This is a genomic window from Microbacterium martis, assembly GCF_047246685.1.
Classification (GTDB): domain Bacteria; phylum Actinomycetota; class Actinomycetes; order Actinomycetales; family Microbacteriaceae; genus Microbacterium.
The window spans coordinates 1103904-1123533 of sequence record NZ_JBFOKT010000002.1; the positions used below are offsets into that span (position 1 = coordinate 1103904).

Sequence of the window (19630 nt, forward strand, 5' to 3'; positions counted from 1 at the left end):
TCGATGGCTGACAGCGCGCGTCGTCGACGCGACCCGCAGGCGCGGCGTCGCGAGATCGTCGACGCCGCGGCGGAGCTCATCGTCGAGGTGGGAGCCGACGGGCTGACCCACCGGATGGTGGCCGCGCGCGCCGGTGTGCCGCTCGGTGCGACCACGCAGTACTTCGACACGCTCGACGATCTCCGCTCCGCGGCGCTGCGTGCTCTCGCCGACGAGGTCGATGCACGACTCGACGGGGTGCGGATCGCCCTCGAGCGGCGCGGAGTCACCCCGGCCGTGATCGCCGACCTCATCAGCGACGGCCTGGACGACGCCCGGGCCGTGCAGGCCGACCGCGCCGTCGTGACCGCGGCGGTGCACGACCCGCGGCTGCGCGAGCTCGCGCGCCACCTCACCACGCAGATCGTCTCCCTCCTCGAACCGACCTACGGGCACGACCGCGCCACCGCCGCGATGATCTTCCTCGACGGCCTCATGTGGAGCGTCCACGTCCGCGACACCGTCGTCGACCGCACGTTCGTCGAGACCGTGCTCACCCGCATCCTCGGCATGCCCGAGACTGATACCACCCCCGGTCGCACCGCAGCGCCGTCCGCACCCTGAACCGAGGAATCCTCCGTGTCGAATCTCGCCGTCCTGAGCCTGAAGAACCGGGCGCTGATCGCGCTCATCACGATCGTCTCCGCGGTGTTCGGCGGTCTGGCGCTGACCAGCTTGAAGCAGGAGCTCATCCCCTCGCTCGAGCTGCCGGCACTCGTGGTGATGACCACGTACCCCGGTGCGTCGCCCGAGGTCGTCGAGAACGACGTCTCCACCCCCGTCGAAGCGGCCATCCAGGGCGTGCCAGGGCTCGAGTCGACCACCGCGACGAGCAGCACGAACGCGTCGATCGTGCAGGCGATGTTCGCCTACGGCACCAACCTCGCCACGGCCGAGCAGAAGATCCAGCAGGCGATCAACCGCATATCGTCGCAGCTCCCCGAAGACGTCGAGCCGCAGGTGCTCTCGGTCTCGATCGACGACTTCCCGGTCATCCAGGTGGCCGTCACCGGATTCGAGGATGCCGACAACGCGCAGTCCGAGCTCGAGACGGTCGCCATCCCCGACCTCGAAGACGTCGACGGGGTCAACGCCGCCGAGATCGTCGGCGGGGTCGGGCAGCGCATCACCATCACCCCCGACCAGGCGGCGCTCGCCGCCGCAGGGCAGAGCTCGCAGGCGATCAGCTCGGCCCTGCAGCAGAACGGCACGCTGTTCCCCGGTGGCGACATCACCGAAGACGGCGAGACGCTCACCGTGCAGACCGGGGCGAAGATCACCTCGGTCGACGAGATCGCCGCGCTGCCGCTCGTGGGCACGGCGCTCACGATCGGCGACGTCGCGACCGTCGTGCAGGAGGCCGACCCGATCACGTCGATCTCGCGCGTCGACGGCAAGGACGCCCTCTCGATCTCCATCACCAAACTGCCGGCCGCCAACACCGTCGAGGTGTCGAAGGGCGTGATCGCCGCGCTCGACGAGATCGGCGCCGCGTTCCCCGACGCCGAGTTCACGATCATCTTCGACCAGGCGCCGTTCATCGAGCAGTCGATCGAGACCCTCACGACGGAAGGTCTGCTGGGCCTCGCCTTCGCCGTGATCGTCATCCTCGTCTTCCTGCTGTCGATCCGGTCGACCCTCGTGACCGCGATCTCCATCCCGACCTCCGTGCTCATCACCTTCATCGGGCTGCAGGCGTTCGGATACTCGCTCAACGTGCTGACCCTCGGCGCCCTCACCATCGCGATCGGTCGCGTCGTCGACGACTCCATCGTCGTGATCGAGAACATCAAGCGGCACTATGTCGGCGATGCCGACAAGGGCGACGCGATCCGCCTGGCCGTGCGCGAGGTCGGCATGGCCATCACCGCCTCGACCATCACGACGGTCGCGGTGTTCCTGCCCATCGTCTTCGTCGGCGACATGGTCGGCGAGCTCTTCCGCCCGTTCGCTATGACCGTGACGATCGCGATGGTCGCCTCGCTGCTCGTGGCCCTCACGATCGTGCCGGTACTCGCCTACTGGTTCCTGCGACCGGGCAAGCCGCTGCTCGACGAGCACGGACGCGCGATCGATCCCGAGCACCAGGATGCCCCGCCGACACCGCTCCAGCGCATGTACCGCCCCATCCTCGGCTGGACGCTGAAGCACTCGGCGACGACGGTCGTCCTCGCCGTCGTCGTGCTGGGCGCCACGCTCGCAGCCGCCCCGCTGATGAAGATCAACTTCCTCAGCGACTCCGGCCAGAACACGATGACCGTCACCCAGGACCTCGGACCCACGGCCAGCCTCGAGGCGAAGTCGGATGCCGCGGTCAGCGTCGAAGACGCCCTGCTCGGCGTGACCGGCATCGAGCACGTGCAGGCGTCGATCGGGTCGAGCGGCTCGGCGCTGCGCGACGCGTTCTCGGGCGGGGCCGGCATCACCTACTCGGTGCTCACCGACGGCGACGCCGATCAGGAGAAGCTGCGCGACGACGTGCAGAAGGCCATCGACGATCTCGGCGACGACGTCGGCGAGGTGACCGTGGCGGCCTCGGCCGGATTCGGCTCGAGCGACATCGAGATCACCGTGTCGGCGTCGAACGCCGACGACCTGCAGACCGCGACCTCGGCGGTCGTCGACGAGCTCGACGGGCGTGACGGAATCGGACAGGTGACCGACAACCTCGCCGCCTCGCTGCCCTACATCGCGGTCGTCGTCGACCGGGCCGCGGCCGCCGAACGAGGACTCACCGAGGTCGCCGTCGGCTCGATCGTGTCGAGCACCATGCGGCCGCAGCAGGCCGGCTCGGTCGAGATCGACGACACGGCCCTGACCGTCTACATCGCCAGCCCGGAACCTCCGACCACGGTCGACGCGCTCCGGGAGCTTCCGATCCCGACCCGCACCGGCATCGTCGCGCTGCAGGACATCGCCACCGTCGAACAGCGCGAAGGGCCCACCTCGATCACCACCGAGCAGGGACTGCGCACGGCCACGATCACCGTGCCACCGGCATCCGACAACCTCGCCGTCGCCACCCAGTCGGTGAACGAGGCGCTCGCCGCGGTCGATCTTCCCGACGGAGCGTCGGCCGAGGTCGGCGGCGTCGCCTCGCAGCAGGCCGACTCGTTCTCGCAGCTCGGACTCGCGATGCTCGCGGCGATCCTCATCGTCTACGTGGTGATGGTGGCGACGTTCAAGTCGCTGCGGCAGCCGCTGCTGCTGCTCATCTCGGTGCCTTTCGCGGCGACCGGAGCCATCCTGCTGCAGATCGTCACCGGCGTTCCGCTCGGCGTCGCCTCCCTGATCGGTGTGCTGATGCTCATCGGCATCGTCGTCACCAACGCGATCGTGCTCATCGACCTGGTCAACCAGTACCGCGAGAAGGGTCTTTCGACCGCCGAGGCCGTGCGGGCCGGTGGCGAGAAGCGTCTGCGTCCGATCCTCATGACGGCGCTGGCGACGATCTTCGCCCTCACCCCGATGGCGCTGGGCATCACCGGACACGGCGGATTCATCTCGCAGCCCCTGGCGATCGTGGTGATCGGCGGGCTCATCTCGTCGACCGTGCTCACGCTGATCGTGCTGCCGACGCTCTACAACCTCGTTGAGGGGGCGAAGGAGCGACGCCGCGCCCGGAAGAGCGGCGACGGTTCCGCGTCGACGGATGCCGCGGGGGACCCTCTCGACGAGGGTCCTGCACCGCAGCAGCTCACGCGTCGCCAGCTGCGCGAGCGCCACGACTAGCCCCGCGCGCCCCTTCAGGCCCGCCGAGACCCCGCCCTACCGCCGAGACCCCGCCCTGCTGACGTCAGCACGGCGGGGTCTCGGCGTGAAAGCGGGGTCTCGGCGGAAGAGCGGGGAGCAGGGGGGCGGGGAGCAGGGGGGCGGGGGCAAGGGAGAGACAGGGTCAGGAGAGGGTGATGCCCCAGTGAAGCGTCCAGGTCTCGGCCGGCGCGAGGCGGCGCAGCCCTATTCCGCTGTTGAGGGCATCGGCGGGAGCGGTCATCGGCTCGATCGCGACGGCGAGCGGACGCCCGGGGTACTCGTCGGTCGTGAAGACCTGCACGACCTCGTAGCCCTCGCCCTGCCAGAGCGTGAGGCGTCGGCCGTCAGGGGCCGTGAGCGAGTGCCGCACCAGTCCGTCGGCGTCGCGCTCCAGGTCGATGAACCCCGTGTCGAGCGACACGTCGCCGAGGCGCACGCCGTCGCGCAGCGCGGGATCGGCCGGGCGGGTGCCGGTCGGCAGCATCCGATCGTCCGTCTCGATCGCCGTCCGCGCCGGGACGCGCAGGACGAGATCCTCCTCGGCGACGTCGCCGATCGTGAGGAACGGATGCGATCCCACGGCGACCGGAGCCGGCGTCGCGGAGTGGTTCGTGATGACGTGCTCGACGTCGATGCCGTCGGCGCGCAGCGTGTAGGTGACGCTCGTCTCCAGGAGGTACGGGTATCCGGTCTGCGGCACGACCCAGGCGCGCAGCGTCGCGGCCGAGGCGCCCTCGGTGATCTCGTACGCTGTGAACCGCAGCAGGCCGTGGCTGGCGTTGCCGAACTTCGGCTCGGTGATGGCGAGCTGACGCTCCGCGCCGTCGTCGGTCCACTTTCCGTCGCGCACGCGATTCGGCCACGGGACGAGCACCACGCCGGAGCACGAAGGAGTGGGAGCGTCTTCCGGATACGGCGCGATCAGGTCGACCGACCCGATGCGCAGGGAGCGCAGCGAGGCGCCGACCTGCGCGATCTGCGCCGACACCTCGCCGAGCTGGAGATGGACCTGGATGCCGGTGGGGGATGCGGTGTTCACACCGCCATCGTAGGGCGGCGGGCGTCTTCCCAGGCGTGGTGGGTACACTGGTGCGGTCGGCTTCGGGCACCCGCGTGGCAACGCGGACGTCTTGTGCAAGAAGTGTGAGCCCAGGGGCCGATGGTGAGCGTCGATCGACGTGAATCAACCATCACATGAATGGCCCCGGCCGCTGACAGTCCGGACCCGCAGCTGGATCACTCGATCGGATGCCGGGTGCTCGCGCGTGTGCGCGGCAGCGCTGTTCTCGTGCGAGAACTCAGAAGGACACCCCATGCCCAAGAACAAGAAGCCGCGCGGCGGCCGCCCCGCCGCCAACTTCGAGCCGCGCTACGGCGCCAAGAAGACCTCGTTCCACGACCGCCACGCCGGCGGTCGCGACGCAGGCCGCGACGCGCGCGACACCCGAGGCGGACGAGCGGATGCCGGTGAGCGGCGCCCCGCAGCCTCCGGCTACGACCGTCGCCCCGGCAGCCGCAGCCCCGGCCATCGCGGCTACCGTGCGGCCGAAGAGGGCGGCGCGCCCAAGCAGCGCTGGTCAGCGCAGGAGCGCGCAGGGCGCGACGAGGCCCGCAGCATCCGCAACCGCGCCGAGTCGGGACGCCGCGAGGCGCCCCACCGCCGCGATGAGCGTGCTCCGCGTCGTGACGAGCGCGCTCCGCGGCGTGACGACCGCGTCGAGCGTCCGCGTTACTCCGAGCGCGGCGAGCGTCCGCGGTACGCCGACCGCGCAGCATCCGACCGTCCGCGTCGTGACGACCGCGGCTTCGACCGTTCCCAGCGCTCCGAGCGTCCGCGCTTCGATCGCGAGCAGCGCTCGCCGCGCGAGTCGCGTCCGAGCCGCGACAACGGGAACGGCAAGCCGGCTTTCGAGCCGACCGAAGACGTCGTGCACGAGCGGCTCGAGGCCAAGGCGGTTCAGGCGGTGGAGGTGCAGGACGTGACCTTCGCCGACCTCGGACTCGGCTCCAACATCACCGAGACGCTCAGGAACCTGGGTGCCGAGACGCCGTTCCCGATCCAGGCGGCCAGCATCCCGGCCGTTCTCGAGGGGCGCGACGTGCTCGCCCGCGGTCGCACGGGCTCGGGTAAGACCATCGCGTTCGGCGCACCGCTCGTCGAGAAGGTGCTGCAGTCGCAGGCCGGCAAGCGCCGGGAGTTCGGACGTTCGCCGCGCGCGATCATCCTCGCCCCGACGCGCGAGCTCGCGCTGCAGATCGACCGCACGATCCAGCCGATCGCGCGCAGTGTCGGGCTCTTCACCACGCAGATCTACGGCGGCGTGCCGCAGGGTCGTCAGGTGGGCGCCCTCAAGAAGGGCGTCGACATCGTCATCGGCACGCCCGGTCGCGTCGAAGACCTCATCAACCAGGGCAAGCTCGACCTCTCCGACTGCCGCATCGCGGTGCTCGACGAAGCCGATCACATGTGCGAGCTCGGGTTCGTCGAGCCGGTGCAGCGCATCCTGCGCCACTGCGATGGGCCACAGAGCTCGTCGAAGTGCCAGAAGCTCCTGTTCTCGGCGACGCTCGACCGCGAGGTCGCAGCCCTCGTCGACGAGTTCCTCGTGGACCCCGCCGTCTACGAGGTCGCCGGCGAGGATCAGGACTCCGGCACGATCGAGCACCGCGTGCTCGTGATCGAGCACCGCGACAAGGCCGAGATCCTCACGTCGCTCGTCGACCGCGAGGGCAAGACGCTCGTGTTCGCCCGGACGCGTGCCTACGCCGAGATGCTGGCGGAGCAGTTCGACGACGCCGGGATCCCGGCGGTGTCGCTGCACGGAGACCTCAACCAGAACAAGCGCACGCGCAACCTGGAGCGTCTCACCTCGGGCCGCGTGAACGTGCTCGTCGCAACGGATGTGGCCGCGCGCGGCATCCACGTCGACGACATCGACCTCGTGATCCAGGCCGACGCGCCGGATGAGTACAAGACGTACCTGCACCGCTCGGGCCGCACGGGTCGCGCGGGTCGTTCGGGTCGCGTCGTGACGCTCATCACGCGTCAGCGTCAGCGTCGGATGAACGAGCTGCTGGAGCGCGCCGAGATCGAGGCGCCGTTCGAGAACGCACGCGTCGACGACGACCTGATCGAGGAGATCGCCGGACGGATGCCGACGGCGGCCGATCTCACCAGCTGACGGTTCCGCCCCGGAGGCCCCGTCTCGCGTTTCCGCGGGCGGGGCCTTTCCTTCCCCTTCCCGCGGGTCGTTGAGCGAGGAGCGCAGCGACGAGACGAAACGCGGTGAGTCCCGCAGACCCGTCAGTCGATCGAGTGCTCGTGCAGCGCCGTCGACAGGCTCGTGCCGTTGAGAGTCAGGTACAGGGTCTGCTCGGTGACCGTGATCGTCACGGTGTTCCGGCGATCGAGCAGCGACGCGGCGGATTCGATGAAGCCCGGGTCGAAGCTGTACACCCGCACCTCGTCGCCGCGATGGATGCGCTTGTCGGCCCAGGGCGCCATCACCTTCACCGGATCGCGATGGGTGTACACCGCCACGTGGTCGGCGAGACGCGTGGCATGGTGCAGGCGTTCGGCATCCGGCGCGCCGACCTCGATCCACGCGGTGATCCGACCGGTGAGATCGCGCACCACGACGGCCGGCTCCTCGGTGTCGGAGACGCTGCCGCCGAAGGCCACACCCTCGGCGTACTCGAGTCCGTGCGCGAGCAGACGGGTGATCAGATAGGCGTCGGTCTCGGACGGATGCCGCGCTGCGCGCAGCGAGTAGTCCTCGTAGACGTTCCGGTCCGTATCGGCCAGTTGCACGTCGAACGTGTGGATTGTCGAACCGATCGCCATAGTCTTCGAGCCTACGGGCTGTGGCGCGGCGGGACGGACGGATGCCGACGGCGACCGTCAGAACAGCATCGGCTGCGCGGCTGCCTCCCTGCTCGGTCCGGTCGTGCGGAAGGTGACGGATGTCGTCGCCCGCGCACCACCCCGCGGCTCGTTCTGTCGCCAGATCGAGCCGACGTGGCCCTCGCCCGACCGCGAGCCCCGCTGCGGGTAGTCGTTCTCGTCGCGGCCGTCGAGGCCGTGCATCCGGATGAGCGGTCGCGCGCGCTTCGCGAGCCACTGCCGGTACCCCTTCGGCGCCTCGGCCGAGACACCCGGATAGAGCCCGAGGTACGACGACACGAGGTCGGGCCGCGCCTCGCCGAGCCACTGCATGAACCAGGGTTTCACGCCGGGCCGCAGGTGCAGTGCGCCGTAGATGACGCGCCGCGCTCCGGCATCCTTGATCCGCCTCAGCGCGGTGTCGATCGCGTCGACCGAGTCGGTCATGTGCGGCATGATCGGCATCAGGAACACGGTCACCGGGAACCCGGCGTCCGACAGGGCCTTCACGGTGTCGAGCCGCGCCTGCGTCGTCGGCGCGCCGGGCTCGATGGCCTTCTGCAGCTCGTCGTCGTACATCGCGATCGACATCTGGACGTCGACGGGAACGCGCTGCGCCGCCTTCACGAGCAAGGGGATGTCGCGGCGGATCAGCGTGCCCTTGGTGAGGATCGAGATCGGAGTACCCGATTCCGCCAACGCCTCGATGATCCCGGGCATCAGCTTGTACCGGCCCTCTGCGCGCTGGTACGGGTCGGTGTTGGTGCCGAGCGCGACGGTCTCGTGCTGCCAGCTTCCCTTGCGGAGCTCGCGCCGCAGCACCTCGACGATGTTGGTCTTCACGACGATCTGCGAGTCGAAGTCGGCGCCGCCGTCGAGGTCGAGGTACTCGTGCGTGCCGCGGGCGAAACAGTTGTGACTGACGACGCCATTGGCGATGAAATCGCCGGTTCCGGTCGTGATGTCGAGGAGGTCGTGCTCGCCGGGCAGCGGCTCGATGCTCATGACCCGTAGGTCGGCGACGCTCTTGACCGCCGTGCCTTCGAGGAGAAGTTCCGCACCGTCCACGCCGAACCCCATCAGCCGATTGCTGGTCGTGAGATGCGGACGCTGGCCGCTCTCCGCGTCTGTCACGTGCTTCCAGCCGCGATCCGTGAGGAATCGGTGATCGCCGCTGGCCACGATTTCCGTGCCGTCGGCGAGCGTGACGCGATAGGCCCGCTTGCGAGTCGTCCACTTGGCCTGGATGGTGGTGCGGACGTAGCGTCGGTACTCGCCTTGCCGCTCAGTGCCGATGATGGCCGTTCCGATCTCCAGGTCGCGCAACGGACGCTGTCGCCCGTCTGCGCAGAGGATGAGCGTGTCGGGCGAGACGCAGTACACGCACGCATGACTGCATCCGCGGTAGGGGTTGATCGTCCAGGCGAACGGCATGCGCGACGCTCCGGGCACGTGGTTGAGCGCCGACTTCGACAGCACCTCGTGGAACGTCATGCCGGCGAACTCGGGCGTCGTCACCGATCGCAGCATGCTCGATCGATCTTCGAGACCGGGGAGCGCCGCGGCATCCGTCTCGCCAACCTTCTGTCCCTGCCACCGCATATTCTCATTCGAACATGAGGACGAAGGAAAGGCAAGTGAGATTCGAAGAAAAGGACGAAGGCCGAGCACCTACGGCTCGGTCGCGCGGATCACCCCGCACTCCACGCACGACCACACCACGAGGAACCGCTCGTCGTCGAGGATCTCGAAGGTCAGTGCTCCACCGCAGGTCGGGCAGACCCGCGGATCGAGCGCACGTGCGTTCATGGCTTCCAGCCTACGGACGCTCCGGCGGGGTGCAGCACACGTCGGTGGGCGTGAGCGCGATCCGGCGGTTCCTGCGCCCGCTCGCCTGGCAGGACGCCCCGGTCGACGTGCTTCCGGCCGAGCTGCGCGACGGCGCGGTCGACGTGCCGCGGCGGGTCGACGGCGTGCTGCAGCTCGCGAGCTCTCGGACGGGCGGGTGATCGGCGACGACGGAGATCTCCGGCCGTGAAGGAGCGGATGTGGCGCGGCATCCTGCAGAGTGAGAGATCTCCTTCACGGCGTGCGCGACGCTCTGTCGACGATGCGGCCCGATTCGCGCATCCGCCTCGAAGAGGGACAATGGGAGCGATGCTCTCCCTGCCGCACGCTCAGCACGCGGCCCCGCGCTCTCCGATCCGCGGCCCCGCGCTGCCCCTCGGTGCCGCCGTGACCGCGATCGGGATCCTGCTCTCGATCGCGTCGTCGCCGGTGGCGTCGTCGAGCGAGGGCGCCGCGATGCCCGAGCCGGTCGCGGTGCGGCAGGTGCCGTCGGTGAAGGACGGAGCGACGACGGCTGCCGATCCGTGCGCCGACCCGGTCGTGCAGCAGGCGATGGCGAACGGCGACGATGCGGCGACGGTCGCGGGATTCGGCGGAGGGGCCGAGTTCCGGGCGGCGGTGGTCACGGGCAACGCGCCCTGCATCTCGCTCACCGACCCGGCGCGGGTCTGGGTGGTCGTCAACAAGGCTCTGCCGCTCACTCCTCCCGACTACGCGCCCACGGGCCTCGGACCCGTCCCGCTGCAGATGACGACGCCCTCGGGTCAGGTGCGCTCCGATGTGGCCGCCGCGGTGGGACGGATGGCGGATGCCGCGGCGGCAGCCGGTGTCGGACGCATCGGCGCGAACAACGGCTACCGCTCTTACGGGCTGCAGGTGACGACGTACGACGCGCACGTCCGGTCGCAGGGGCAGGCCGAGGCGGATGCCGGTTCGGCGAGGCCCGGGCATAGCGAGCACCAGACGGGTCTCGCCCTCGACGTCGTCGCGTGCGATGCGGCGTGCGGGGGACTCGACGGCTTCGGCGGCACCGGGCAGAGCGACTGGGTGGCGGCGCACGCGTGGGAGTTCGGGTTCATCGTCCGCTACGAAGACGTCGGCACACCGGTGACCGGCTATGCGCCCGAGCCCTGGCACCTCCGCTACGTCGGGGTCGATCTCGCCGCCGCCTACCACGCCGGCGGATACCACACGCTCGAGGAGTTCTTCGGGTTGCCCGCCGCCCCTGATTACGCCCACTGATCGCGTCGGGATCGGCCGGGTTGCGGCATCCGACAATCGCGGTACCGAGTGTCACCGATTGTGGGATGCATTCTCACAATGACCGGGTTTCGGTCGTGCTCCGGCCATAGAATCACCGGAGCAACGCCGCACGACACGTTCAGGAGGATCGCATGGAACGCGACATCTACGAAGAGGATCACGAGGCCTTCCGCGACCTCGTCAAGGATTTCGTCAAGCGCCACGTCACCAACGCCACGATCGAGAAGTGGGATGCCGACGGCGAGGTCGACCGCGCCACCATGCGCGCCGCGGGCGAGGCGGGGATCATCGGACTCTCCGTGCCCGAGGAGTTCGGCGGCGCCGGGATGCTGCAGGACTATCGCTTCCGGGCGATCGTCAACGAAGAGGTCATCGCCGCCGGAGCCGGATCGCTCGCCGGGGCGTTCGGCATCCAGGACGACCTCGCGATCCCCTACCTCGTGCACATGGGCACGCAGGCGCAGAAGGAGAAGTGGCTGCCGCGCATGGCCACCGGCGAGGTCATCGGCGCGCTCGCCATGACGGAGCCCGGAGCCGGGTCCGATCTGCGAGGCATCAAGACCACGGCCAAGAAGGTCGACGGCGGCTATATCGTCAACGGCGCGAAGACGTTCATCTCGTCGGGCGCGACCGCCGATCTGGTCGTGACGTTCGTCAAGACGGGGGAAGGCAACCGGCCCGACGCGTTCAGCCTGGTGCTGCTCGAAGACGGCATGGAGGGCTTCGAGCACGGCAAGAAGCTGCACAAGATGGGCTTCCAGGGGCACGACACCGCCGAGCTCTCGTTCAGCGACGTCTTCGTGCCCGACGAGAACCTCATCGGCGGGGTCGAGGGCAAGGGCTTCGTGCAGCTCATGATGAACCTGCCGCTCGAGCGCCTGTCGATCGGCGTCGCCGGTGCGGCGGCCGCGCAGGCCGCCCTCGACTGGACCATCGCCTACACGAAGGACCGCGAGGCGTTCGGCGAGCGGATCATCGACTTCCAGAACAGCCGGTTCCAGATCGCCGACATGGCGACGACCGTCGACGCCCTCTGGGCCTACATCGACCGCGCGCTGCGGGCGTACTCGCAGGGGAAGCTCTCGGCGGAGGAGGCGGCGAAGGTCAAGTTCTGGGCGACGGAGCGCGAGTGGGAGGTCCTCGACGCGGGCGTGCAGCTGCACGGCGGCTACGGCTACATCACCGAGTACCCGATCGCCCGTGCGTTCCTCGACGCGCGCGTGCACCGCATCTACGGCGGCACGAACGAGATCATGCGCGAGATCGTCGGGCGGCAGATCGCCGGCAAGCGCTGAGGCGGTTCGGTTCGCTCCGGCGGCAGGGCGGTGGACACCGCCCTGCCGCCGGAGTTGAATCGGTCGCATGACCGAGCAGCTCTCCGACATCCTCGAGAAGCACGTCGCGTGCGGCACGGCCCCGGGGATCGTGGGAGTCGACGGTGCCCCCGACGGTTCCATCGAGGTCGTCGCCGCGGGTGACCTGGCTCCTGACGCGATCGTGCGCATCCAGTCGATGACGAAACCGATCCTGGCCGTCGCGACGCTCCGGCTCGTCGAGCACGGGCGCCTCGGCCTCGACGATCCCGTCGACCGCTGGCTTCCCGAGCTCGCCGACCGCTCGGTGCTGCGCGCGCCGGATGCTCCGCTCGATGACGTCGTGCCCGCGGAGTCGCCGATCACCGCACGGCACCTGCTGACGAACATGTCCGGCTACGGCACGATCCTGACGCCGAGCCCGCTCCAGGAGGCGATGGCCGCGAACGGCACCGAGGCGGGTCCGTGGCCCGTCGCCCTCGGCGCGAAGGAGTGGCTCGACGCACTCGCGCGCCTGCCGCTCGCCTTCCAGCCGGGTTCGGGGTGGAGGTATCACCATTCGTTCGGCATCCTCGGCATCCTGCTCTCGCGCGTGGTCGGCGGCTCCCTCGAGGATCACCTGCGCCGCGACCTGTTCGAGCCGCTCGGGATGGTCGACACGGGATACACCGTGCCGGTCGCACAGGCGCATCGGCTGCCGGCCGCGTACCGGCACGGGGCATCGGGCGCTCTCGAGCTGGTGGATCCGGCCGGGTCGGGGTTCGAGGTGGCGCCCGCACCGTTCGACCTGAGCCATTCGGAACTCGTGTCGACGGCATCCGACTACGCGGCCTTCGCGCGGATGCTCGCGGCGGGGGGAGTGCACGAGGGGAGGATGGTGCTCGCGCCGGAGTGGCTCGAGCAGCTGCGCACGGACCAGGTGCCGGATGCCGCCAAGACCGATGACAGCTTCTTCCCGGGTTTCTGGGAGGGCACCGGCTGGGGATTCGGCGGCGCGGTGGTGACGCGCGGCGAGCACGTCGGCCGGTACGGCTGGAGCGGCGGGCTGGGAACCGATTTCTTCATCGATCGCGACCGGGCGTTCCGGGTGGTGCTCGCGCAGGTCGAGATCGGGGATGCCGTGATGGGGCTGTTCGACGACGTGCAGTGAGAGCTGGCGTGGTGCGGGTGGCGCCCGTGTCTCGGGCGCGCGCCGTGCGGGTCGGGCGCGTCGTCGGTCGGGCGGTCCGTCAGGCATATCGATACACCGGGATGCTACTAGAACAAAACTTCGATACTCGGGGCGCACGATGGGAGAATGGGGGCATGGCCCCACTCTCCGCTCTGCACGAGGCGATCGCCCGACTGGACGCGTCGTGGGCGGATGCGGGAAGCGCCGCCGAGCTCTCGCGTGAGCAGCTCATCGGCGTGGGTGCCGCGATCGGTCTGGTGCAGAGAAGACTGGATGCCGTGCATGCCGACGTCGCCGCCGGCATCGCGCACGAATCCCGCCCCGAGCTGGGCGCGGAGTCGCTGGCCAAGCAGCACGGCTTCCGCAGTGCCGCGAAGCTGATCGCCGCCTCGACGGGGTCGTCGACCGGCGAGGCTGCGCGGCTGGTGAAGGCGGGGGAGTCGACGGCACCGCGTGCCGACCTGCGTGGTGCGCCCCTCCCGGCGAAGTACCCGGTCGTGCGTCAGGCGCTCGCCGCGGGTGACATCAGTGTGCAGGCGGCCGCCCTGATCACGGGGCTGCTCGATCGGAGCCGTGTCGCCGTAGGCGTGGCGCGGATCTCAGAGGCGGAGCAGCTGCTGACCGAGAAGTCCGCGAGTCTGCCGCTCGAAGACGTTCGCCGCCTCGTCGATCGGGCCGAGGCTTGGCTCGACCCCGACGGTGTGCCGCCCAAAGAGGAGGAGCGGCGGGCGAAGCGAGCGCTGACGATGTTCGAGCGCGACGGGATGGTGCACCTCAACGCCGTCCTCGACACCGAGACGGCGGCTCCCGTGGTGACGGCGCTGCGTGGCTACGTGTCGGCAGCCTTCGCCGCCCGCAAAGACGCGCCCGACAGCGACTCGCCCGATGCCGACCGCCGCACCGTGCCGATGCTGCAGGCTGACGCGCTCGCCGCCTTCTGCTCCCATGCTCTCGGGTGCGAATCCCGCCTGCCGCTCGCCGGAGCGACGATCATCGTGCGGATGAACCTCGACGACCTCGAGAAGGGGAAGGGGGCGGCGACCGTTGACGGTCTCGGACAGGCGATCAGTGCGGGGGCCGCGCGACGGATGGCGGCCGGCGGTGGAGTCATCCCCGTGGTTCTCGACGGTGAGAGCGAGATCCTCGACTGGGGGCGCGAGAAACGGCTGTTCACCCGGGCGCAACGGCTGGCCCTCGTCGAACGCGACGGCGGCTGCGCGATGTGCGGACTGCCTCCGGAGATGACGAAAGCGCACCACATCCGGTGGTGGCGACGAGACGCCGGGCCGACCGATCTGTCCAACGGGGTGCTGCTGTGCGAGACGTGCCATCACCGCATCCATGACAACGGGTGGGAGATCCGTATCGATGGCGGCGGATGTGCGGCGAGGGTGTGGTTCGTCCCACCGGCATACGTCGATCCCGCGCGAAGGCCGCGGCTCGGAGGTCGCGCCCGCTTCGACATGGCGGCGTGATCAGCGGCGCGCCTGCTTCTGTCGGCGCGCTCCGACACCGGCGCGGCGAAGCCGGTCGGCGATCAGGATGCCGAGAGCCGTGGCACCGACGCAGCTCGCCAGGGTGAGAGCGAAGAACGCCAGCCGCACGCCGACCGTCATCGAACCGAGGTCGAACGACGCCCACGCCAGCAACGGATACACGACACCGACGATGACGGCGCCGAGGTAGTGCAGCCAGGTGCCCCAGTAGCGCCAGATCACGAACAGGAAGGGAAGCTCGGTGAACGCCGCCCACCACAGGTTCGTCGCCACGCTGCCGAACCCGTACCCCGAGAACGGCACGATCACCAGCCCCGCCAGCAGACCGACCAGCAGCCCGACGAGCGGTCGCCGCAGCAGGCGCAGGGCGATCACCGACGGCAGCAGCCACAGCCCCGCGAGCGCCACGCTCACGAACGGCAACCCCGCGAAGAGGATCGTCGACACCCAGTTCGCGGGAGCGAGCAGCAGGCCACCGGCGACGCCGAGCGCGGCGCATGTCAGCAGGATCGCCGTGGGAAAGCGGAATCGTCCGGGCGTCCGGGGAGCAGGAGCTCCGGCATCCGTCGCGCTCATGCGAGCGGCTCCGCAGCCGCCTCGCGCGCCGCCTTCGACGCAGGCGAGGCGGCGCCGATCTTCCAGTATCCGCAGAAGCTCACCGTGTTCTTGTCCACACCGCGCTCGCCCACGAGATGCTTTCGGACTCCCGACGCGAGACTCTGCTCGCCCGCCGCATACGCGTGGAACGGCGCATGCGGCAAGGTCATCCCAGCCAGCGCCTCCATCGCGAGCGACCCGGGAGCAGCGTCATGAGACCGCACGATGAACACGACGTCGATCCCCGACGGATGCGGGAACGCCAGAGCATCGTCGTCCGAGGGGACCTCGATGATCGCCGTCCCCGTCGCGGATGCCGGAAGCGACGCGCAGATCGAGGCGATGGCGGGGAGGGCCGTCTCATCGCCCACGAGCAGCACACGATCGACGCCGCGCTGGGGGTTGAACGTCAGGCCCTCGTCGATGACGAGCACGTGCTCGCCCGGGGTGCAGGTCTCCGCCCATCGCGACGCCGGACCCGCCGTCCCGTCGGCCGCCGAACCGTGCAGCACGAAGTCGACGTCGATCTCGGCACCGGCATCCGCCGTCGCCGGCCGATGCGCCCGCACGGTGTAGTTGCGCATCACCGGTCGCTCGCCGTCGGGGATGCGCAGGAACTTCAGATACCCGAACATCCGGTTGGCCTTCGCCGGCACCCGGTCGAGCCCCGCCTCGCCGCCGATCGGCAGGAAGAGCCGGAACCACTGATCGAAGCCCATCGGGCGGAACCTGTCGATCTCGCCGCCGCCGAGGGTGACGCGGACCCAATGCGCCGACAACCGTTCCGTGCGCAGCACGGTGAGGTGGAGGAGCTCCGCCGACTCGGGCTTGACCATCTTGCTGTACGCCATCACGCGCCTTTCACGAGAGCTGCCAGGGGAAGAGCAGGAAGAAGATCAGAGCGGATGCCGCGAGGCTCGCCACGGTGAAGACGACGTCACGCGTGCGGAACGGCACGGAATGCCGTTCGGTGCGGGTGGGGTGCGCGCCGAACGCGCGGGCGTCCATCGCCAGGGCGACGCGCTCCGCGTGCCGGATCGCCCCCGCGAGAAGGGGCACGATGTACCCCCAGCCTCGCGCGAGCCGGGCGAACGGCCCGCGCCCGCCGTGATGGCCGCGCACCCGGTGCGCTGCCCTGATCACCGCGAGCTCGTGACCGAACCTCGGCACGAAACGGAACGCCGCCAGCGCCGTGTAGCCGATCCGGTACGGCACCCGGAGCTGCTGCACGCTCGCACGCACCAGGTCGGGGCCCGTCGTCGTCAGGCCGCCGATGAGCGCCAGGGCGACGATCGCGCCCAGGCGGAGCGCCGTCGCGAACCCGATCTCCAGCGCACCGGCGAAGAGCGTCCAGCCGCCGAGGCGCACGAGCGGGGCGGTGCCCGAGACGAGGGAGGCATCGACCCACACCGAGAACCCGACCCCGACGGCGATCATCCCCACGGGCAGGGCGATCAGCAGCAGCGCGAGAAGACGGACCGTCGTCCGGGCGCCGACGAGGAGGATCCCGTAGGCGAGGAGGAGGAACGCGGCCGGCGTCGCCAGATCGCGCACGAACACGAGCAGCACCATCGCCGGGGCGAATCCGGCGACCTTGGCGAGGGGATTCAGGGCGTACAGGAACTGACGGTGCGAGGTGACCGTCATCCGCGCGTACGGATCGAAGCCGGATGCCGCGGCGGTCACGACACCACCCCGAGACCGGCGGATGCCAGCACCCGCTGCAGGGGCGGAAGCCGGAGCCCGGCATCCGTGAAGACGCGCTCGTCCTGGAACAGCTCCGCCGTGGCGCCCGCGGCGTGCACGCGACCGTCGGCCAGCACCACCGTGTGCGTGGTGTGCTCGGCGACCAGCTGCAGATCGTGCGTGACGATCACGATCGTCGTGCCCTCCGCCCGCAGGCCCTGCAGCAGAGCGAGGAGCTCGGACGCCCTGGCCCGATCCTGTCCGAACGTCGGCTCGTCCAACGCCAGCACCCGCGGGCGCGTGATCAGCGCGGTGCCGACCGACAGGCGCCGCTTCTCGCCCCCGGAGAGCAGGAACGGGTGCACCTGCGCCTTGTGCTCGAGCCCGAACCGCCCCAGCATCTCGTCGACCCGCTTCGCGATCTCCGCATCCGTGAGCCGTCGTTCCCTGGGTCCCTGAGCCTGTCGTTCCCTGGGTCCCTGAGCCTGTCGTTCCCTGGGTCCCTGAGCCTGTCGTTCCCTGAGTCCCTGAGCCTGTCGCTCCCTGGGTCCCTGAGCCCGTCGTTCCCTGGGTCCCTGAGCCTGTCGCTCCCTGGGGCCCTGAGCCTGTCGAAGGGCGAGACCGTGCGCGAGTTCGTCGAACACCGTATGTGCGATGAACTGGTGCTCCGGATTCTGGAAGACGAACCCGATGTGCGACGCCAGATCACGCGGCGATGCCGCCCCGGGATCGAGCCCGTCGACGCGGACGTGCCCCCGCGGCGGCGGCACGACTCCCGCGAGCGCCTGGATCAGGGTGGTCTTTCCCGCGCCGTTCGCTCCGACGATCGCGGTGAGGCTCCCCGCCTCGATGTCGAGGTCGATCCCGTGCAGGATCTCCGTGCGTCGTCGCCGCACGCGGAGTCCCCGAGCCCGGATGATCGGATCACCCGCGGCATCCTTCTCCGTCGAGCGAGCGGAGCGAGACGTCACGCCCGCGCCGGCACCGTGATCCGCGGGGAGAGCGGAGCGCGACGGAGCGCCTGCCAGCGCCTGCGCCAGCTCGCCCGGCGTCAACGGCAACGGGTCGAACACGTGCCCCTGCGCCCGCAGCCGCAGCGCGGCCAGCGTCGCCGTGGGCAGCCAGACCCCCATCGCGACCAGCTCGTCGGCATGACCGCGGATTACCTCCGCCGCCGGGCCGTCGAACGCGACCCTGCCTTCCCGGTCGAGCACGAGCGTCCGGGTGACGAGGTCCATCGCGGCATCCAGATCATGCTCCACCAGCAGGATCGCCCGGTCGCCGGCGGCGACGACATCGCGCAGTGCCGCGTAGACGTCGTCGATCCCCTGCGGATCGAGGTTGGCGGTCGGCTCGTCGAGCACGATCAGCGCCGACCCCATCGCGAGCGCGCACGCGATCGCGAGGCGCTGCCGACCCCCGCCGGAGAGGTGGTCGGGATTGTCGTCGCGACGCGCCCACAGTCCGACCCGTCGCAGCGCGTCTTCGACGCGCACCCGCACCTCGTCCACCGGCAGCAGCAGGTTCTCGGGTCCGAACGCGACCTCGTCGTAGACGCTGCCCGTGACGATCTGCGCATCCGGGTCCTGGAACACCATCGCGACGCGCGTGCTCAGCGTGGCCGTGAGAGCGTCGCGGGTGTCGAGACCGCCGGCTTCGACCGTGCCCGACATCGTGGCAGAGAGTGCATGGGGGATCAGGCCGTTCGTCGCGAGCGTCAGCGTCGACTTGCCCGAGCCCGACGGGCCGAGCAGAAGCACGACCTCGCCCGGATGGATGTCGAAGGTCACGTCTCGCGGCGACGGGTGCGCCGCGTCCGCGTGGGTGAGGGAGAGGTCACGCACGCGGAGAAGGGGCGCGGATGGGCGCACGGCGGAACCCCGGGTCGGCAGATCGGACTCTACCAACTTAGCTGAGCCTTACCTGATCCGCCATCGCGCGGGGTCGACGACCGGCGCGACGTCAGCGGCGTGCGACCCCCGCGCGCCGCAGCGACGATCCGATCGCCAGGCCGATCAGCGTCCACACGACCGGACCGAGCACCGAGATCGCCAGGTACAGGATCTGCGCCCACGCCGGAAGTGTTCCGAGGTGCGCCGCGACGAACACCACCGCTGCGACGATCACGCCGATCACCACCGCCGACAGGAGGAACCTCCAGGCGCCCCAGGCGCGATAGCGGGTGAGCGCGGCCACGCCCTCCTGGATCAGCCCGAACAGCAGAGCGGTTCCGATGAACCGCAGGGCCCACGCGGGGTTGAAGGCGCTCGCGACGAGCGCGGCGACGAGGTGGGCGACGAGCGCGACGAGCGGCTTGCGCAGCACCTCTTGGGCGATGATGCCGGGAAGCACATGCGACCCGAGGAGGAGACCGTAGACGAACGGCGCGGTCACCAGCACCACCGGCGTCAGCAGCCCGGCGACCCCGCCGAGGATGCCCGTCGCCACGCCGATCGCCGCGCAGACCAGCAGCGTTCGGGTGGTGAGGACGGGGGTGCGCGGCACTCGTCCAGCCTAGTTGGACGGCCGAACCGGAGCGCCGCCCCGCAGCCGTGGATAACCCCGCGATACGACCAAAGTC

17 protein-coding genes are annotated in these 19630 nt (G+C 70.0%); 8 read left to right on the forward strand and 9 right to left on the reverse strand.

The features are described 5' to 3' along the window. Positions 1 to 3: 3 nt before the first annotated feature. Both AB3M90_RS13290 and AB3M90_RS13295 read left to right on the forward strand, forming a co-directional pair. Positions 4 to 603, forward strand: a complete 600-nt coding sequence (locus AB3M90_RS13290; RefSeq protein WP_412952615.1) for a TetR/AcrR family transcriptional regulator — start codon at positions 4 to 6, stop codon at positions 601 to 603. 15 nt (positions 604 to 618) lie between these two features. Further along, the gene (locus AB3M90_RS13295) at positions 619 to 3771 is read left to right on the forward strand and encodes an efflux RND transporter permease subunit (protein WP_412952616.1); all 3153 of its coding nucleotides are present in this window, start codon (positions 619 to 621) and stop codon (positions 3769 to 3771) included. Positions 3772 to 3934: 163 nt separating this feature from the next. Here the strand turns inward: AB3M90_RS13295 and AB3M90_RS13300 are convergent, their stop codons facing one another. Beyond that, the gene (locus AB3M90_RS13300; protein WP_412952617.1) at positions 3935 to 4831 is read right to left on the reverse strand and encodes an aldose 1-epimerase family protein; all 897 of its coding nucleotides are present in this window, start codon (positions 4829 to 4831) and stop codon (positions 3935 to 3937) included. 274 nt (positions 4832 to 5105) lie between these two features. On the opposite strand from AB3M90_RS13300, the gene AB3M90_RS13305 reads away from it, so the two are divergent. Then, on the forward strand, positions 5106 to 6974 hold the full coding sequence (locus AB3M90_RS13305; RefSeq protein ID WP_412952618.1) for a DEAD/DEAH box helicase: 1869 nt from the start codon (positions 5106 to 5108) through the stop codon (positions 6972 to 6974). A gap of 122 nt (positions 6975 to 7096) precedes the next feature. Here the strand turns inward: AB3M90_RS13305 and AB3M90_RS13310 are convergent, their stop codons facing one another. The 3 genes from AB3M90_RS13310 to AB3M90_RS13320 all read right to left on the reverse strand — a co-directional run bounded on the left by AB3M90_RS13310 (position 7097) and on the right by AB3M90_RS13320 (position 9484). Further along, complete coding sequence (locus AB3M90_RS13310) at positions 7097 to 7636, reverse strand: YaeQ family protein (RefSeq protein WP_412952619.1); 540 nt, start codon at positions 7634 to 7636, stop codon at positions 7097 to 7099. A gap of 57 nt (positions 7637 to 7693) precedes the next feature. Next, positions 7694 to 9277, reverse strand: coding sequence for an Rv2578c family radical SAM protein (locus tag AB3M90_RS13315; protein ID WP_412952621.1), 1584 nt, complete (start codon positions 9275 to 9277; stop codon positions 7694 to 7696). Between the two features lie 69 nt (positions 9278 to 9346). After that, positions 9347 to 9484 (reverse strand): hypothetical protein, encoded by a 138-nt coding sequence (locus AB3M90_RS13320; protein WP_412952622.1) that lies wholly within the window; start codon positions 9482 to 9484, stop codon positions 9347 to 9349. On the opposite strand from AB3M90_RS13320, the gene AB3M90_RS13325 reads away from it, so the two are divergent. From AB3M90_RS13325 to AB3M90_RS13345, 5 genes are all read left to right on the forward strand, one after another. Beyond that, positions 9475 to 9684: a hypothetical protein gene (locus tag AB3M90_RS13325; protein ID WP_412952623.1), complete on the forward strand. Its 210-nt coding sequence runs from the start codon at positions 9475 to 9477 to the stop codon at positions 9682 to 9684. The genes AB3M90_RS13320 and AB3M90_RS13325 overlap by 10 nt on opposite strands. A 148-nt stretch (positions 9685 to 9832) precedes the next feature. Beyond that, complete coding sequence (locus AB3M90_RS13330) at positions 9833 to 10765, forward strand: M15 family metallopeptidase (protein ID WP_412952624.1); 933 nt, start codon at positions 9833 to 9835, stop codon at positions 10763 to 10765. 152 nt (positions 10766 to 10917) lie between these two features. Next, positions 10918 to 12081: an acyl-CoA dehydrogenase family protein gene (locus AB3M90_RS13335; RefSeq protein ID WP_412952625.1), complete on the forward strand. Its 1164-nt coding sequence runs from the start codon at positions 10918 to 10920 to the stop codon at positions 12079 to 12081. 67 nt (positions 12082 to 12148) lie between these two features. Continuing rightward, positions 12149 to 13249, forward strand: a complete 1101-nt coding sequence (locus AB3M90_RS13340) for a serine hydrolase domain-containing protein (RefSeq protein ID WP_412952627.1) — start codon at positions 12149 to 12151, stop codon at positions 13247 to 13249. 155 nt (positions 13250 to 13404) lie between these two features. Then, complete coding sequence (locus tag AB3M90_RS13345; RefSeq protein ID WP_412952629.1) at positions 13405 to 14745, forward strand: DUF222 domain-containing protein; 1341 nt, start codon at positions 13405 to 13407, stop codon at positions 14743 to 14745. On the opposite strand, the gene AB3M90_RS13350 is transcribed toward AB3M90_RS13345, so the two are convergent. From AB3M90_RS13350 to AB3M90_RS13370, 5 genes are all read right to left on the reverse strand, one after another. Then, positions 14746 to 15342: an ECF transporter S component gene (locus AB3M90_RS13350; RefSeq protein WP_412952630.1), complete on the reverse strand. Its 597-nt coding sequence runs from the start codon at positions 15340 to 15342 to the stop codon at positions 14746 to 14748. Then, a complete protein-coding gene (locus tag AB3M90_RS13355) occupies positions 15339 to 16214 on the reverse strand; it encodes a siderophore-interacting protein (RefSeq protein ID WP_412952631.1) in 876 nt (291 codons plus the stop codon). The genes AB3M90_RS13350 and AB3M90_RS13355 overlap by 4 nt, the downstream gene beginning before the upstream one ends. Positions 16215 to 16224: 10 nt before the next feature. Then, complete coding sequence (locus AB3M90_RS13360) at positions 16225 to 17010, reverse strand: energy-coupling factor transporter transmembrane component T (protein WP_412952731.1); 786 nt, start codon at positions 17008 to 17010, stop codon at positions 16225 to 16227. A 35-nt stretch (positions 17011 to 17045) separates the two neighbouring features. Then, entirely contained in the window at positions 17046 to 18920 is a 1875-nt protein-coding gene (locus AB3M90_RS13365; RefSeq protein ID WP_412952633.1) for an ABC transporter ATP-binding protein, read from the reverse strand. A 91-nt stretch (positions 18921 to 19011) separates the two neighbouring features. Continuing rightward, entirely contained in the window at positions 19012 to 19554 is a 543-nt protein-coding gene (locus AB3M90_RS13370; RefSeq protein ID WP_412952634.1) for an ECF transporter S component, read from the reverse strand. Positions 19555 to 19630 lie beyond the last annotated feature (76 nt).

Excerpts from the sequence above, each read along its gene's own strand:
- AB3M90_RS13350 (WP_412952630.1), bottom strand. The coding sequence starts at position 15,342 with ATGAGCGCGACGGATGCCGGAGCTCCTGCTCCCCGGACGCCCGGACGA.
- AB3M90_RS13340 (WP_412952627.1), top strand. The coding sequence starts at position 12,149 with ATGACCGAGCAGCTCTCCGACATCCTCGAGAAGCACGTCGCGTGCGGC.
- AB3M90_RS13310 (WP_412952619.1), bottom strand. The coding sequence starts at position 7,636 with ATGGCGATCGGTTCGACAATCCACACGTTCGACGTGCAACTGGCCGAT.
- AB3M90_RS13355 (WP_412952631.1), bottom strand. The coding sequence starts at position 16,214 with ATGGCGTACAGCAAGATGGTCAAGCCCGAGTCGGCGGAGCTCCTCCAC.
- AB3M90_RS13360 (WP_412952731.1), bottom strand. The coding sequence starts at position 17,010 with ATGACGGTCACCTCGCACCGTCAGTTCCTGTACGCCCTGAATCCCCTC.
- AB3M90_RS13315 (WP_412952621.1), bottom strand. The coding sequence starts at position 9,277 with ATGCGGTGGCAGGGACAGAAGGTTGGCGAGACGGATGCCGCGGCGCTC.
- AB3M90_RS13330 (WP_412952624.1), top strand. The coding sequence starts at position 9,833 with ATGCTCTCCCTGCCGCACGCTCAGCACGCGGCCCCGCGCTCTCCGATC.
- AB3M90_RS13345 (WP_412952629.1), top strand. The coding sequence starts at position 13,405 with ATGGCCCCACTCTCCGCTCTGCACGAGGCGATCGCCCGACTGGACGCG.
- AB3M90_RS13320 (WP_412952622.1), bottom strand. The coding sequence starts at position 9,484 with ATGAACGCACGTGCGCTCGATCCGCGGGTCTGCCCGACCTGCGGTGGA.
- AB3M90_RS13290 (WP_412952615.1), top strand. The coding sequence starts at position 4 with ATGGCTGACAGCGCGCGTCGTCGACGCGACCCGCAGGCGCGGCGTCGC.
- AB3M90_RS13335 (WP_412952625.1), top strand. The coding sequence starts at position 10,918 with ATGGAACGCGACATCTACGAAGAGGATCACGAGGCCTTCCGCGACCTC.
- AB3M90_RS13305 (WP_412952618.1), top strand. The coding sequence starts at position 5,106 with ATGCCCAAGAACAAGAAGCCGCGCGGCGGCCGCCCCGCCGCCAACTTC.